Source organism: Peptoniphilus sp. SGI.035, assembly GCF_050315115.1.
GTDB lineage: Bacteria > Bacillota > Clostridia > Tissierellales > Peptoniphilaceae > Peptoniphilus_A.
This window is the reverse complement of sequence record NZ_JBNPOJ010000004.1, coordinates 1-16,671: the sequence shown is the minus strand read 5'-3', so window position 1 is coordinate 16,671 and position 16,671 is coordinate 1. Positions and strand designations below refer to the sequence as shown.

12 protein-coding genes are annotated in these 16,671 nt (G+C 27.2%); 11 read left to right on the top strand and 1 reads right to left on the bottom strand.

Features of this window, described 5'->3' with window-relative positions:
• Positions 1-71 precede the first annotated feature (71 nt).
• Genes miaB through ACQRC6_RS02945 form a run of 5 tightly spaced genes read left to right on the top strand, consistent with a single transcriptional unit; the run spans position 72 to position 8,146 of the window.
• Entirely contained in the window at positions 72-1,469 is a 1,398-nt protein-coding gene (miaB, locus tag ACQRC6_RS02965; protein ID WP_427847677.1) for a tRNA (N6-isopentenyl adenosine(37)-C2)-methylthiotransferase MiaB, read from the top strand.
• Complete coding sequence (gene mutS, locus ACQRC6_RS02960) at positions 1,450-4,068, top strand: DNA mismatch repair protein MutS (protein ID WP_427847676.1); 2,619 nt, start codon at positions 1,450-1,452, stop codon at positions 4,066-4,068. Before miaB ends, mutS begins: the two co-directional genes overlap by 20 nt.
• Positions 4,068-5,942, top strand: a complete 1,875-nt coding sequence (mutL, locus tag ACQRC6_RS02955; RefSeq protein ID WP_427847675.1) for a DNA mismatch repair endonuclease MutL — start codon at positions 4,068-4,070, stop codon at positions 5,940-5,942. The genes mutS and mutL overlap by 1 nt, the downstream gene beginning before the upstream one ends.
• Positions 5,943-6,863: a tRNA (adenosine(37)-N6)-dimethylallyltransferase MiaA gene (miaA, locus tag ACQRC6_RS02950; protein WP_427847674.1), complete on the top strand. Its 921-nt coding sequence runs from the start codon at positions 5,943-5,945 to the stop codon at positions 6,861-6,863.
• The gene (locus ACQRC6_RS02945) at positions 6,860-8,146 is read left to right on the top strand and encodes an aminotransferase class I/II-fold pyridoxal phosphate-dependent enzyme (RefSeq protein ID WP_427847673.1); all 1,287 of its coding nucleotides are present in this window, start codon (positions 6,860-6,862) and stop codon (positions 8,144-8,146) included. The genes miaA and ACQRC6_RS02945 overlap by 4 nt, the downstream gene beginning before the upstream one ends.
• A 280-nt stretch (positions 8,147-8,426) precedes the next feature.
• Here the strand turns inward: ACQRC6_RS02945 and lexA are convergent, their stop codons facing one another.
• Entirely contained in the window at positions 8,427-9,047 is a 621-nt protein-coding gene (lexA, locus tag ACQRC6_RS02940; protein ID WP_427847672.1) for a transcriptional repressor LexA, read from the bottom strand.
• Between the two features lie 194 nt (positions 9,048-9,241).
• On the opposite strand from lexA, the gene ACQRC6_RS02935 reads away from it, so the two are divergent.
• The 6 genes from ACQRC6_RS02935 to ACQRC6_RS02910 form a co-directional block, all read left to right on the top strand.
• Entirely contained in the window at positions 9,242-9,538 is a 297-nt protein-coding gene (locus ACQRC6_RS02935) for a LysM peptidoglycan-binding domain-containing protein (protein WP_427847671.1), read from the top strand.
• A gap of 127 nt (positions 9,539-9,665) precedes the next feature.
• Positions 9,666-11,198, top strand: a complete 1,533-nt coding sequence (rny, locus tag ACQRC6_RS02930; protein ID WP_427847670.1) for a ribonuclease Y — start codon at positions 9,666-9,668, stop codon at positions 11,196-11,198.
• 49 nt (positions 11,199-11,247) lie between these two features.
• Positions 11,248-12,210 carry a tyrosine recombinase XerC gene (locus ACQRC6_RS02925; RefSeq protein ID WP_427847669.1) on the top strand — a complete coding sequence of 321 codons (963 nt, stop codon included), beginning with the start codon at positions 11,248-11,250 and terminating at the stop codon, positions 12,208-12,210.
• Between the two features lie 23 nt (positions 12,211-12,233).
• Complete coding sequence (locus ACQRC6_RS02920) at positions 12,234-12,875, top strand: copper amine oxidase N-terminal domain-containing protein (protein WP_427847668.1); 642 nt, start codon at positions 12,234-12,236, stop codon at positions 12,873-12,875.
• Positions 12,876-13,125: 250 nt separating this feature from the next.
• Positions 13,126-14,310 carry a M20 metallopeptidase family protein gene (locus ACQRC6_RS02915; protein ID WP_427847667.1) on the top strand — a complete coding sequence of 395 codons (1,185 nt, stop codon included), beginning with the start codon at positions 13,126-13,128 and terminating at the stop codon, positions 14,308-14,310.
• 642 nt (positions 14,311-14,952) lie between these two features.
• The coding region (locus tag ACQRC6_RS02910; protein WP_427847666.1) for an Rqc2 family fibronectin-binding protein at positions 14,953-16,671 on the top strand (1,719 nt) is incomplete at its 3' end.

The window sequence follows — 16,671 nt, the reverse complement described above, 5'->3', positions numbered from 1 at the left end:
TTTGCATACTCTTTTCTTGATAAATAAGCTATTTTTCAGTTATAATATAAACACATGAAATGAGGATGTAAATGGAAAATAAAGAATTAATTAATGATATAAATAACAATATTAATGAATATATTAGAAATATAAAAGAAAACGTTGATGAAAAAAAAGCTCTTGTTATAACTCATGGTTGTCAAATGAATGAACATGACTCTGAGAAAATAACTTGGCTTCTTGAAAAAATGGGGTATACTTTTGTAAATGATGTTGAAGATGCAGATCTTGTAATTTTAAATACCTGCTCTGTTAGACATTCTGCTGAAGACAAAGTATATGGTCAACTTGGAAATTTGAAAAATTTAAAGTCTAAGAAAAAAAATATTAAAGTTGCAGTATGTGGGTGTATGATGCAAAGGGAGGAATCTAGAAATTATGTGATAGAAAAGTTTCCAAATGTTGATATTATTTTTGGAACAAATAATATTTGGAAGCTTCCTGAACTTTTAAGTTCATCCTATGGTGGCAGAAAACTTTCAATTGACATTGAGGAAAATCCACTTAGCATAGATAATTCTCTTGGTGCAAATAGACTTTATAATTTCAAATCCTATGTGAATATTATGTATGGTTGCAATAATTTTTGCTCCTATTGCATAGTTCCTTATACGAGGGGAAGAGAAACTAGTAGAAAACCAATTGAAATAATTAGAGAAATTGAAGAATTAGCAAAAAATGGAACTAAAGAAGTGACTCTTCTTGGGCAAAATGTAAATTCTTATGGCAAAAATTTTGACGATAAATTTTCTTTTGCAAATCTAATTGAAGAAATTAATGATATCAAAGGAATTGAGAGGATAAGATTTATGACATCTCATCCAAAGGATATCTCCGATGAATTAATTTATTCCTTCAAAAATTTAAATAAACTTTGTAACTTTTTGCATCTTCCAGTTCAAGCTGGTTCTTCAAGAGTTTTAAAAATGATGAATAGAAAATATACTAAGGAAGATTATCTAAGAAAAATTGACAAAGTAAAAAATGTTAATCCAAATATTGCCCTTTCAACAGACATAATGGTAGGCTTTCCTGGGGAAAGTGAAGAAGACTTTCTCGACACTTTAGATTTAGTTAAAAAAGTTGAGTATGATACATCCTTTACTTTTATATATTCTATGAGAGAAAATACTCCTGCTGCGAAAATGGAGCAAGTTCCTGATAAAGTTAAGCATGAGAGATTTGAAAGACTTTTGGAAATTTTATATCCAATACAAGAGAAGAAAAATAAAGCATTTATTGGAAGAGATGTAGATGTATTGGTTGAAGATTTTTCAAAAAAGGACAACACATATGTAAGTGGAAGAACTGATGAATTTAAGCTTATTAATTTTAATGGAAATAAAAATGATATAGGTAAAATTTTAAAAGTTAGAGTAAAGGATGCTAATAGTTTTTCTCTAGTAGGTGAAAAAATTGAATCGTGAAAATTTAACACCTATGATGCAGCAATATCTTGCTGTTAAAGATAAAAATCCTGATGCAATTTTATTTTTTAGACTTGGCGATTTTTATGAAATGTTCTTTGATGATGCACTACTTGCTTCTAGAGAGTTGGAAATAACTCTTACAAAAAGAGATGCAGGACTAGAAGATAAGGCTCCGATGTGCGGAGTTCCTTATCATGTGGCATCAGGTTATATTTCAAAATTAATAAATAAGGGCTATAAGGTTGCAATTTGCGATCAAGTAGAGGATCCAAAACTTGCAAAAGGCATAGTAAAAAGAGAAGTTACTCAAATTATTACTCCAGGAACATTTACGGATACAGAATATTTAAAGAGTGATTTAAATAATTATTTGCTTTCGATTTTTATTCACGGATATTCTTTAAATTTAACATATTCAGATTATTCTACTGGTGAAATTTATTTTACTGAAAAAACTTTTTTGTCAAAAACAGAGCTTTATAATTTTTTACAAGATGAAATTGACAGAATTAGTCCCAATGAAATACTTTTAAACGAAGAGATTACTTCTAAATTTAAAGATAAAATTAAAAGAGATAATATTTTTATTAATCCTTATATTTCTGAAAATTTAAAAGATATAAATTTATTTAAAGAACTAGGAGAATATTTTAGTGAAAATTTTAAGAGCAGTTTAAAAAATTTTATTTATGAAAATAATATTTCTGATTACACATCATTAAAAAAGATTTTACAGTATTTAGTAGTTACTCAAAAAATAAATTTAAAACACATAAATAATATAAAATATTACAATAATTTTGATTATTTAATTTTAGATGAAAGTTCAAAAAGAACTCTTGAAGTGGTAAAGGGTCTTAACACCTTTACCAAGAAAGGTTCTCTATTAGATGTTTTGGATAAATGTAGTACATCTATGGGTTCACGTAAATTAAAAAAATGGGTTGAAAGTCCTCTTGTAAATATAGATAAAATATTAGAAAGGCAAAACTTAATAGAAGCTTTTACTAAGGATTTACTTCTTCAAGACAAATTAGAAAAATTGTTAAAGGAAGTTTATGATATTGAAAGACTTGTTGTAAAAATTTCCAATGGAAGCATAAATCCTCGCGAAGTTGCATCACTTAAAAATACAATTATAAATTCGAAAAAGATAAAAGAAATTTTAGAAAATTATAACAATGAAAATTTAAAATATTTGGGAAAAAAATTCATAGATCTAACTAATATTTATGAAAAAATTCAAAATATTTTAATTGAAAATCCTCCAGTCGTTATTGAGGATAATAGAATAATTAGAGAAGGTTATTCTGAAGATTTAGACGAACTTTTTAAATATGCAATTGAAGGTAAAAATTGGTTACTTGATTTTGAAAACAAAGAAAGAGAAAGAACTGGGATAAAAAAATTAAAAGTTAAACATAATAAAATTCTTGGATATTTTATTGAAATAACAAAATCTTTTTTAGACCAAGTTCCCGATGACTATATAAGAAAACAAACCTTAGTTGGTTCAGAGAGATTTTTTTCCTTAGAATTAAAAAACATGGAGGGAAAGCTTCTTGGTTCAAAGGAAAGAGCCCTAACTCTTCAATCTGAAATTTATAATGAATTAAAGGATTATATTGCAAGCGAAATTTATAGAATACAAATTTTGGCGGATAATCTTTCAAATTTAGATTCTCTTTTATCCCTTGCAAAAGTTTCTAATTTAAATAATTATGTAAGACCAAAGTTTAATGAAGATGGCTTTATAGAAATAATAAATGGAAGACATCCAATTGTAGAAACCTATATGAAGGATGATTTTTTTGTTCCAAATGACACATATATTGACACAAAAAAGCATATGATTCACATAATTACTGGTCCAAATATGGCTGGTAAGTCAACTTACATGAGACAAGTTGCTCTTATAACAATTATGGCTCATATAGGATGCTTTGTGCCTTGCGATAGTGCAAATATATCCTTAGTGGATAGAATCTTTACAAGGATAGGTGCTAGTGACAATCTTTCTAAAGGACAATCTACATTTATGGTTGAGATGCAAGAAGTTGCAGACATAATCGACAACGCAACTCCTAAATCATTATTAATTTTAGATGAAGTTGGCAGGGGAACAAGCACTTTTGACGGTCTTGCAATTGCAAATGCAATAATCGAATACATTGCAGAAAATATTAAAGCTAAAACTCTTTTTGCAACTCACTACCACGAGTTAGTTCATCTTGAAGATAAATACGATTCTGTAGAAAATTTAACTATTGCAGTTGATAGACAAGATGATGAAATAATCTTTCTAAGAAAAATAATTAAAGGATTTTCAAATAACTCCTATGGAATTGATGTTGCAAAGCTTGCAGGTATTGATGATTCAATAATAAATAGAGCCAAAGAGATTTTGAATGTAATTGAAAGGGAAAACGAAGATATTAGCATTGACTTAAACAAAGAATATATTAAAAAAGAAAACAATAATCCCGAAATATTAAATTTTATTGACAAATTAAAGGAAATTAACATTCTTGAAATAAGTCCAATGGAAGCTTTTAATTTACTAAATGAAATTGTAAATAAATCCAAGGAGTTATAATGATTAGACTTTTAGATGAAGCAACTATTTCTAAAATAGCTGCAGGAGAAATAATAGAAAATCCTGCTTCAATTGTAAAGGAATTAGTAGAAAATTCTATTGATGCAGGTGCAGATAATATTCTCGTAGAAATTAGAGGAGAGAGTACAGATTTTATCAAGGTTTCAGATAATGGATCTGGATTTTCTGAAGAAGATCTTAATGTTGCATTTTTACGTCATTCAACTTCAAAACTTGAAAAAATTGAAGATCTTGAAAAAATTAGAACTCTTGGTTTCCGAGGAGAGGCTCTTGCAAGTATTTCAAATATTTCAAAAATAAAACTTATGACAAAAAGAGAAGAAGACATTGCAGGTAATTCTCTTGTAATAGAAAATGGAAAAATTATAAAGAAGAATAAAGTAGGAATGCCAAAGGGAACAACTTTTGTAATTAATGATGTTTTTTATAACACTCCTGTTAGAAAAAAATTTTTGAGAAAAGATTTAACAGAGATAAATAATATAATTGATATTGTACAAAAAATTGCCCTTAGCAATAATAATATTAAGTTTACATTAATAAGAGATGGAAAAACTATTTTAAATACTGGAAGCGACAGGGACCCAATTAACAGAATATTTAGCATATTAGGTTCAGAAATAGCATCTTCATTAAATGAGGGATCTTTTGAATCAGAAAATTATAAAATTAAAGGATTTTTCTCTGACAATAAAGTTTTTAGATCAAATAGAGACAGTCAATATATATTTGTAAATGGAAGATTTATTAGAAATGTTAATATTTCAAGAGCCGTTGAAAAAAAATATCACTCTTTAATTCCGCTAAATAGATATCCTGTGTTTGTTCTATATATTGATATTGATCCAAAGTTAATTGATGTTAATATTCATCCAAAGAAAAATGAAATAAAAATTTCTAATGAAAATATTTTAAATGCTATTTTAACTGAAATTGTTGAGGAAGTAATTTACCCAAATCGAAGTATAAGGGAAATCGAAATTGAAGATAAAAAAGAAAATATAAATGTTTTTGATATTTTTGGAGATGATGAGGAACCAAGAGATGATTCTCAAAGCAATGAATCTCATACAAATTTAAAAAGTATATGGGATTTAAAAAAAGAATCACAAGATAGAAATTATGAAGACAATTTATTTAATGCCTTTAATGAAGATGCAGTTTTGTATAAAGAAAATGAAATTGAGAAGAATGAGGAAAAAACTTTAAATCAAGAAACTCATGAAGAAAATAATTTTTTATTTAATAATAAAAAAAGTAAAATTGACGAAAAACTTTTAAATACAAATATTGTAGGAATTCTCTTCAAAACTTATATTCTTTTAGAAAATCAAAGAGATGGCATTGTTTTTGTAGTTGATCAACACGCAGCGCATGAAAGAGTAAATTATGAAAAGTTTTTGCACATGTATTTAAATAGTGAAATTACTTCACAAATATTATTAAAGCCAGAGATAATTCAACTAAATCAAATTGAGTATGATAAAATTTTAAATTATTTAGATTTATTTACTAAACTCGGATTTAAAATCGAAAACTTTGGAGATAATTCTATTGTATTAAGGGAAGTTCCAATGATTTTTGGTCTTCCAACTTATGTAAATTTTATAAGAGATATCATTGATTCTCTTGATAAAGACATTTCATCGAATTATGAGGCAGACTTATATAAAATTATGAAAAAGGCTTGTAAGGCGTCTGTGAAGGCTGGAGATGACCTTTCTGAAATGGAAATTAAATCTTTAATTAGAGATTTAAAAAATTGCGAAAATCCTTATACATGTCCTCATGGCAGACCGACAATTGTAGAAGTATCAAAGCATACTATTTCAAAATTATTTTTGAGGGAGTAAATGGAAAATTTAATTATAATTACTGGACCAACTGGAATAGGAAAGAGTGACCTTTCTCTTAAACTTGCTAAAAAATATTGTGGCGAAATAATTTCCTGTGACTCCATGCAAATTTATAAAAAACTAAATATAGGAACGGCAAAAATTGATATAAATGAAACATCTATTCCTCATCATATGATTGATATTATTGAACCTTCAGATAATTTTTCTGTTGCTGATTTTAAAAATGAGGCAAAAAAAATTATAACTAGTATAAATAATAGGGGAAGAGTGCCATTTTTAGTTGGAGGAACTGGACTTTATATCAATTCAATAGTCTACAATTTAAATTTTACGGAAACTAAACCTGATTATGAGTATAGAAGAAAGCTTAACAATATTTTAGAAGAAGAGGGAAGCGAATTTTTATACGAGAAACTTTTAAGCAAAGACAGTGAAATGGCTGAAAAAATTCACCAAAACAATGGTCAGAGAATTATTAGAGCCTTAGAAATTTTAAAAAGTGGAAATAAAAAGGGAAATAATTTTAGAGAAGAAAATGAGGACTACAATCTAATTTATATTGGTTTAAACATGAATAGAGATAAATTATATGAAAAAATCAATATTCGTGTAGATAAAATGATTGATTTAGGACTCGTAAATGAAGTAAAAAACCTTTTAGATGCTGGTTTAGATAAAAATTCTCAATCACTTAAAGCAATTGGTTATAAAGAAGTTATTTCATATTTAGATGGAGAAATTCAGTTTGATGAAATGGTGGATTTAATTAAAAAAAATTCAAGACATTATGCAAAAAGGCAGCTTACATGGTTTAGAAGAGATGAAAGAATAAAATGGTTTGACAAAGAGTCGGACACTATTTTGTATGATATAGAGGATTATATCAACAGCAAATTAATACAGGAGAAAAGATGACATTATACGATAAATTATTTGAAGAAGAGTACAATATCGATGGGAAAATAATTGAATTTGTAAATAAAAATGAAGCAAAAATACAAGATAGATTTCAAAAGTTCAGCGACATTGCACAGTATAATCAAATTAAAATTTTAAAAGCTATGCAAAAAGAAGGGTTAAAATCAACTGACTTTAACTGGACAACTGGCTACGGCTATGGAGATATTGGAAGAGATAAAGTAGAAAGCATATATGCGAGAATTTTTAAGACAGAAGATAGCCTTGTACGACCTAATATTGTCTCTGGAACTCATGCAATTACTCTTGCAATAAAATCAGTTTTAAAGCCTGGAGATCACTTTTTGTCAATTACATCAACTCCATATGATACATTGCAAAAAGTAATAGGCATAAGAGGAAATAGTCCTGATTCATTAATAAAAACAGGCTATGAATATTCTGAAGTGCCACTTGTTGATAATAAAATCGATATTAAAAACATAAAGAATTATATAAAAGACAACACAACTCTTGTAATAATGCAAAGATCAACAGGATATTCAAATAGAAGAGCTTTTACTATATTAGAACTTAAAGAGGCAATTGATGAGGTTAAGAGAATAAATAAAGACATAAAAATTTTTGTAGACAATTGTTATGGAGAATTTACAGAATTAATTGAACCCAGTGAACTTAACATAGATATTATGGCAGGCTCTCTTATAAAAAATCCAGGTGGAGGAATTTCTTATACTGGAGGATATCTAGCAGGCAAGTCCCAACTTATAAATAGAGCAGCAAATATTTTGACTGCTCCAGGAATAGGAAAGGACTGTGGACTTACATTTGGCATGACTAGACAAATACTCCAAGGACTATTTATGTCTCCAAAAATTGTTGAAGATGCAATAAGAGGAGCAACACTTTTTGCAAAATGTTTTGAAGAATTAGGTTTTAAAACTATTCCATCAAGTGATGACCCAAGAAGTGATATTGTAACAGCAATTGAATTACAGAGACCAGAAATTCTAGAAACATTCTGCAAATACATCCAATTCTCTTCACCAGTTGACTCAGAATTCACTCCAACCCCTTGGGATATGCCAGGATATAACGATAAGGTAATAATGGCAGCAGGCGACTTTATAGAGGGTTCATCAATTGAACTTTCAGCAGATGGTCCTATGAGAGAACCTTATTATGTATATTTCCAAGGAGGATTATCTTACTATCACATAAAATTTGCATTGATACATTTGTTAAATGCACTTGATAAAGAAAGACTAATCGAAATATAATAATTAATATTTTTTAAGATTTTATATTTTTGTATGTTAAGTAATTAGATTATGATTATTTTTGAACATTTTTTCAAAAAGCCAACAAGTGTAATAAATATATTTTTTTATATAGATGTCAATGAAAGATTGTAATATTTAGAATTTTACAAACAAAATTATTATTAAAATATGAATAGATGGGAATTTTAATTATTGTAGTCGAGATGAACTTCATAAAGCATTAAAAAAATAACCTTGATGTGAGATAACAGCAAGGTTATTTTTTAGCCTAATTTTCTTAATTTATTTTTCTATAAAGCCCAACGATTTTACCTAAAATATCAACTTTATCAAAATAAAAAGGTTCCATTGTGTCATTTTCAGGTTGAAGTCTATATCTATTTTTTTCTTTGTAAAAAGTTTTAATAGTTGCCTCATCATCAATTAAAGCTAAAACTTTTTCTCCATTTCTAGCAGAATTTGTTTTCTCAATTATTACATAATCTCCATCAAAAATTCCTGCGTTAATCATACTTTCTCCTCTTACTTTTAAAATAAAAAGTTCTTTATTTGAAACAAAGTCAACAGGAAGAGGCATAGTATCTTCAATATTTTGAACAGCTAAAATAGGAGCACCAGCTGTTACTCGACCAACTATTGGAACGTCAACAGTTTTCTTTTTAAGCATAAGAATGTCATCATCTTGTGGAACAATTTCTATAGCTCTAGTTTTTGATGCGTCTTTTTTAATATAATTTGTTGATTCTAATTTTTCGAGAGCATAATAGACAGTAGAAGTTGATTTAATGTTGCAACCAGAACAAATTTCACGAACAGTAGGTGGGTAGGATTTGGACTCAATAAATCTTTTAATAAAAAATAAAATTTCAAGTTCTCTTTGGTTTAGATCTTCGTACATAGTTTACCTCCTAATATTTCTAAATTTATAATAACACATTTAAACAAGTATTTCAAACTAAAGTTTAAAAAATTGTAAAATTTTCTTGACATTTCAGAACTTTAGTTGTAACATTTGTTTAGAACTTATATTTGACACTGTTGTTTGATACTGTTGTTTAAACTTATTACGAACAAAATATTTGAGGTGATTTTATGAAAAGAATTATTATTAACAAGCCAAAAGTTTTTTTATTTCTATTACTAATATTTATTTTTAATTCAGGTCTAGTTATAAAAAATCTTGAAGATGAAAATTTGATGATGCAAGAAAAAAATGGTATTCAAGTTTACACTGTAAAAAAAGGAGATACTTTATGGACAATTTCTGATAATTATGAATATAACAACAAAATGAAATTTATTATGGAGATAGAAAATCTTAACAATATCTCATCCTATGATATTAAGCCAGGTTATAAATTAGCAATTCCAATTTATAAAAGTAAATAGATAACACGCATGCACATACTTTTATGTTTGACTTATTCTTTTAAAAGATATAAAATAATTTTAAGGCTTATGCCTTGAAAATGATTTTATATTTGAAACATGAAAACTAAATAGGAGGTGTGTATGAATGGGTTTTAATACTTTAACTATTATTATTGGTATTATAGGTATAGCCTGTGGCTATGCTATTAGAAAATATATTTCTGAGGGAAAACTAAAAAATGCTGAAGAATTAGCTAATAAAATGATTTATGATGCTGAAAGTCAAGCTCAAACACAAAAAAAAGTTTTGCTTGTTGAAGCTAAGGAAGAAATCCAAAAATTGAGATCTGAGCAAGAAAATGAAGCTAAGATTAGAAGAGCCGAAATAAAAGAAATGGAAGAACGTGTTTTATCTAAAGAAAAACTTTTAGATAAAAAGTCTACTCAAGTAGAGCGTAAAGATGAAAAGCTTAACAAAAAATTAGAGGGTCTTAAGGAAAAAGAAGAACAAGTTGATGGACTTATTAAACAAAGAGAAGAAGAGCTCCAAAAGGTTGCAGGTCTCACAAAAGATGAAGGCAAGGAAATTTTACTTAATGAATTAAAAAAAGAAATTACTAATGAATCAGCACTTATTATTAAAGAAAATGAAAATAGAATAAAGGAAGAATCCGGAAAGTATGCTAGAAATGTTATAGCACAGGCTATTCAAAGATGTGCTGCTGATCAAGTTGCTGAATCTACTGTGGCTGTTGTAAATCTTCCAAATGATGAAATGAAGGGAAGAATTATTGGACGTGAAGGTAGAAATATTAGGGCTATTGAATCAATAACTGGAGTAGATTTAATTATTGATGATACTCCTGAAGCTGTTGTATTATCTTGTTTTGATCCTATAAGAAGGGAAATAGCAAGAGTAGCTTTGGAGAAACTTGTAAATGATGGCAGAATTCATCCAACAAAAATCGAAGAAACTGTTGAGAAAGCTAAAAATGAGGTTGAAACAATTATAAAAGAATCTGGTGAACAGGCAGCATATGATGCTGGAGTTCATGGACTTCATCCAGAAATTATTAAATATTTAGGTAGACTTAAATATAGAACTAGTTATGGACAAAATAACCTTAAGCATTCTGTTGAAGTTGCTGAAATCGCTGGTATTTTAGCTGGTGAAATTGGTGCAGACGTTAAGCTAGCTAAAAGAGGGGGACTTCTACACGACATAGGAAAATCTGTAGATAGAAATTTAGATGCTCCACATGTTGATATTGGAGTTGAAATTGCAAGGAAATATCACGAATCAGAATATGTTATTAACGCAATTCAATCTCATCATGGTGATGTAGAGCCAAACTGTGTTGAATCAGTTTTAGTTCAAGCTGCTGATGCTATTTCCGCAGCAAGACCTGGTGCAAGACGTGAAACGGTTGAATCTTATATTCAAAGACTTGAAAAACTAGAAGAAATTGCAAATGAATTTGAAGGTATTGAAAAATCTTATGCTGTTCAAGCTGGTCGTGAAATTAGAATAATAGTAAAGCCTGAAAAAATCTCAGAAGCAGAAATTACAATTACTGCTAGAGATGTAGTAAAGAGAATAGAGTCTGAGCTAGATTTTCCAGGACAAATTAAAGTTAATGTCATTAGAGAAACTAGAGCAGTTGAATACGCTAAATAATTAGGAACCTGACTTATGTCAGGTTTTTATTTTTATAGGAGGTGAGAAATTGATAAAGTCAAACTTAGTTGATGATTTCTTAGATTACATGAAATCTACAAAGGGATCTTCGGAGAATACTGTAAAAGAGTATTACTATGACTTAAGAATCTTCATAAGATTTATTAAAAAAAGAAAAAATTTAGTAAGTGATTCTATTGATTTTGACGATATACCTATTGAAGATATTACTCCGGAGATTTTAGAAAGCGTTACAAAACAAGATATATATGCCTATAATGCTTTCTTAGAAAGAGAAAGAAAGATATCAAATAGATCTAAGTTTAGAAAAATATCATCTATTAGAAGTTTTTATAATTATCTTTCTACAAAAATAGAAATTATAAAGAAAAATCCAGTAATAGATATTGATATGCCTAAAGTTGAAAAGACTCTCCCAGTATATTTATCACTAGATCAAAGTTTAAATCTTTTGCAAACTATTGAAAAATCAAAGATAAAGCCAATTTATAAAAAAAGAGATTATGCAATAGTCACATTATTTTTAAATTGTGGAATGAGACTTTCAGAACTTGCTGGGATTAATATTTCTCACTTAAAGGATGATAATACATTAAAAGTAATAGGAAAGGGCAACAAAGAGAGGACAATTTATCTTAATGAGGCTTGTATTTATGCTGTAAATGAGTATTTAAAGCTTCGACCACAAATCAAAGATGATGCGTTATTTTTATCAATGAGACAGCAAAGAATGAGCAATAGATCAATTCAGCACATGATTGAAAAGCACATGAAAAATTCTGGCTTGGACACAAATAAATATTCGGTTCACAAACTTAGACATACTGCAGCTACACTTTTATATGAGTATGGAAATGCAGATATAAAGTCTTTGCAAGAGATATTAGGACACGAATCTGTTAGTACAACGGAAATTTATACACATATAAATAAAAAAGCACTTAAAAAGATGGTTGAATCTAATCCACTTTCAAAAGTTAAAGAAAAATAAATTTAAAATAACAAGGAGAAAATATGAAAAAATTAAAAAAAATTGTTTTGGCTGGAATTATGACTATAATGTTAAGTACATCTGTTTTTGCAGTTGGAAAATTACCAAAGGAAGCCTTAGATAAAAATATTGACATTTACATTAACAATAATATTCAATCAATTCCAGAAAACATGGGAAGGGCATACATCGATAAAAACACAAATAGGGTTATGGTACCAATTAGATATATTTCTGAAAATATGGGTGCGCAAATTAATTATTACCAAAAAAAGGAAGCAAAAACTAGTGGGATTTTAATTGGTGCCGTAGATGTATTAGTTGAAATTGATATCAATTCAACAAAGGCAAAGGTTAATAAGGCAGGAATAGATAATATAGTTGATTTAGATTCTCCAGCAATTTTATATGATGGTAGGACTTATGTTCCAATTAGATTTATTTCAGAAACACTAGGACTAAGTGTAGATTGGAAAGAAAACTCTGTTTATATTTCTGGTAAATTTAAAACTAAGGGAAAAAGATATAATTACGAAGAAAACAATAAAGAATCAAAAGGAAATGAAAATAACACAGATGATGCAAAAAAAGATAAGACTTTAGAAGAATTGAGAACTTCAAGTGATAAAGTACAAGATAATAAATCATCATATTCTATATTTTAATATAGTTTTATTGTTTAAAATAGGAATTGATATAGAATAATTAAAAATTAATTGGAAAATAAGGCATGAAAATGTATCGCTAACTTTTATAACTATTATTAATAATAAAGTATGTATTAACATGTTTCTTATGGCAAATATTGTGGTAGGTTCTAGAATAACGCACAAGTATGAGGTTCCATATATATTCGACTTATTCAGTAATATTGGTTGGAATCATATGTAATATGATTTAAATAAAGGAGTATTTATGAAATTTATAAGTGATAATCTAGAGAATTTAATTATAAAGTGGAGAAGACACATTCATGAAAACCCCGAATTATCAAATCAAGAAACAAATACTGCAAAGTATATTAAAGATGAACTTAATTCTTGTAGGAATATTGAGTTTAAAGAATTAACTAAGAATAGTGTTATTGGTTATTTAAAGGGGAAAAACGACGGGCCTACAATTGGGCTTAGAGCAGATATGGATGCACTTCCAATAGAAGAAAATACAGGTTTATCCTTTTCCTCAAAATACAAAGGAATTATGCACGCTTGTGGACATGATGCACATACAGCAATGTTAATGGGTGCTGCTACTGTACTTAATGAAATTAAAGATTCTATAAATGGAAATATTAAATTTATTTTTCAACCATCAGAAGAAGAACAGCCAGGTGGAGCAATACCGTTAATTAAAAAGGGTGTGTTAGAAGATGTCGATATGATATTTGGACAACATATAATGTTAATTGGAGATTTAGAGCCAGGAACAATTGCCATTAATAAGGGACCATTTATGGCATCAGGAGATATTATTGAAATAACCTTAAAGGGTAAAGGAGGACATTCTTCCACTCCAGAAAAATCTATAAATCCTATTATTTTGGGTCAAAAAATTATTAATTTAATTAATGAAATTAATAATTATATTTTAAGTCCTTATGATATATCTTCAATAACAATATGTAAATTTATATCTGGAAATGCTCCTAATATTATTCCTGAATATGCAAACATATCTGGCTCTATTCGAGTTTTTGACAATAAAAACAGAGATATCATAGAGAATAAGATAAGAGGGATTATTGATGGAGTATGTAAAATATATGGTGCAGAATATGAATTTAATTATATTAGAGGATATGATCCTGTTATAAATAATGATTTAGCATCAGATATTGTTATTAACACAGCTGTGGAACTTTTCGGTGAAGAAAAAATATTTTTTACAAAACCAATAATGGCAAGTGAAGATTTTTCAAGTTATTTAAACTTTAAACCAGGTGCCTTTTTTATTTTAGGTGGTGGAACAGTTAAGGACGGATATAACTTATTGAATCACAGTCCTGGTTTTAAAATAGATGAAAGAGCTTTAAAATTTGGGACTGAAATGTTAGTTAACATTGCAATAAATGCATTAAAGGAACTTAAACAAAAAGATTAAAATTTTATTTATTAATTTTAGTTAAAGTATAAATAAAATAATGAGTTTCATATAAGTAATATTTATAAGGTTGGGAATAAGTACTAACAATAAATATTCTAATAAAAGAATTGATCTTAAAAGACAATAATAGTCACAAAATAATAATTTTGTGACTATTATTGTCTTTTTGCTCATTTTTCAACTAAAACTTATTAAAATTTACGATTTTATATAATTCAAGCAAAATAAAACAAATACGAATTTTTTGCCGTATTTTTATATTATCCTTATAGATGTTTAAATTTAAATTTTCTAAATATAAATTTTTTAAAATACATTTTTATAGCAAATTTTATCTAAATGCTATTCATATTAAAGCTATTAATTTTTATAGCTTGCTTTATTCTATATCTAATAATTTGAAATGAGTAAAAATTTTATTGTCTTGATTTTGACATCTTCTTTAAAATTATAAATTTTAATATTACATAAATTAATTATATATTTTCACTCTCATTAAGAATTATTTTGATTTTCTTTTATAATATTTTTTATAAATTGCTACTATTTTTAATCTAACATTTGTTCTAAACAAACATTCCGAAACCATCCTTTCATATTAATTTATAAAATATGTTATAATAAATTTCAGGTGATAAAATGTCTTTAGACGGTACAGTAGTAAAAAATTTAGTTTATGAAATAAATAATCGCATCATAGATGGCAGGATAGATAAAATTTACCAAAATAACAATGATCTTTTAATTAATATTAGAGCTAAGGGTAAAAAAGAAAGGCTTTTTATATCCATTTCTGGAAGTCCTAGAATCTATTTAAGTGAAGAGATTTTTGATAGTCCACAAAATCCACCTGCCTTTTGTATGCTTCTTAGAAAACATTTAGAAAACAATCAAATTCTTGAAGTTTCACAATATAAAATGGATAGAATTATAAAGATACTTGTGAAATCTCGTGATGAATTTGGTGAATTTTCTAAAAAAGCACTTATAATTGAACTTATGGGAAAGCATTCTAATGTTATATTAATTGATGATGAATCAAAAAAAATTATTGATTCCTTAAAAAGAATTAATTTTAATTTATCTAGTGTTCGAGAAATTCTGCCAGGGCTTATTTATAATCCAGAAGATATTTCAAATGGATTTAATCCTTGTGAAGTAAACTCTATAGGTGAATTAATTAATAATTCAAAGGAAAACTTAAACGTAAAATCTTTTTTCTTAAAAATTTTCACTGGTATTAGTCCACAAATATGTAGTGAAATTGAATATAGATCTAATATTGATTTTAGAAGAATTGTATCTTCATTATCTGAAAGTGAAACCAAAATTTTAGAAGAAGTTTTTTTAGAAATATTTAAAGAAATAAAAGAATGCAAATTTTCGCCAATAAAGATTTATAGGAATGAAATATTTAAGGACTTTTATTCAATAGATTTAAAAGAGTTAAGTGAAAATGAAAAATTCAAAGTAGAAAGTATCTCTTCCCTTCTTGAAGAATTTTATAATTCTAAATTTTTAAGGGATACTTTAGGTTTAAAAAATAAGGAACTAAAAAAATCTATAAAAAAAAATATAGAGAAATTGAAAAAAAAGGTTTCTAACCAATCAAATGAATTAAACATTGCATTAGATAGAGATAAATTTAAGGTTTATGCTGATTTAATCTCTTCAAATTTTTATAAAATAGAAAAAGGTGCAGAATCAGTAAAAGTTGAAAATTTTTATAACGAAATGAAAGAAATTGAAATTCCCTTAGATCCAAAGCTGGATGGTCCATCAAATGCATCAAAATATTACAAAAAATATTCTAAATTAAAAAATGCGGCTAAGTTTCTTACAGAACAAATTGAAATAGGAAATTCGGAAATTAGTTATTTAGAATCAATTTTGTTAAACGTTGATTTTGCAGAAACTCCAGAAGAAATAGATGAACTTTATGAAGAATTAGAAAAAGAAGGATATATAAAAAAGAAGAAAAGTTATAAAAAGAAAAAGGATAATAAAGATAATTATATTTATGTAAAAACAGATGATGGCTTTGATATTTTTATAGGTAAAAATAATAAGCAAAATGATTATTTAACACATAAAAAAGCAAAAAAAAATGACTTATGGTTTCACGTGAAAGATGCTCCAGGTTCTCATGTAATACTAAAAAATGATAATAGAGATTTTACAAATAATTCATTAATTACTGCTGCAAAATTAGCTGCAAAGTATAGTTCACTTTCAAAATCAAAAAATATTGCTGTGGATTATACTTTTAAAATGAATGTTAAGAGGCATCCCGCAAAAAAACCAGGACTTGTAATTTACACAAACTATAAAACTATAAATGTAAGCATAGAAAAAGAA

Coding starts and splice junctions, on each gene's coding strand:
- ACQRC6_RS02945 (WP_427847673.1), top strand. CDS start 6,860: ATGACATTATACGATAAATTATTTGAAGAAGAGTACAATATCGATGGG.
- rny (WP_427847670.1), top strand. CDS start 9,666: ATGGGTTTTAATACTTTAACTATTATTATTGGTATTATAGGTATAGCC.
- ACQRC6_RS02915 (WP_427847667.1), top strand. CDS start 13,126: ATGAAATTTATAAGTGATAATCTAGAGAATTTAATTATAAAGTGGAGA.
- lexA (WP_427847672.1), bottom strand. CDS start 9,047: ATGTACGAAGATCTAAACCAAAGAGAACTTGAAATTTTATTTTTTATT.
- ACQRC6_RS02935 (WP_427847671.1), top strand. CDS start 9,242: ATGAAAAGAATTATTATTAACAAGCCAAAAGTTTTTTTATTTCTATTA.
- miaA (WP_427847674.1), top strand. CDS start 5,943: ATGGAAAATTTAATTATAATTACTGGACCAACTGGAATAGGAAAGAGT.
- ACQRC6_RS02920 (WP_427847668.1), top strand. CDS start 12,234: ATGAAAAAATTAAAAAAAATTGTTTTGGCTGGAATTATGACTATAATG.
- mutL (WP_427847675.1), top strand. CDS start 4,068: ATGATTAGACTTTTAGATGAAGCAACTATTTCTAAAATAGCTGCAGGA.
- miaB (WP_427847677.1), top strand. CDS start 72: ATGGAAAATAAAGAATTAATTAATGATATAAATAACAATATTAATGAA.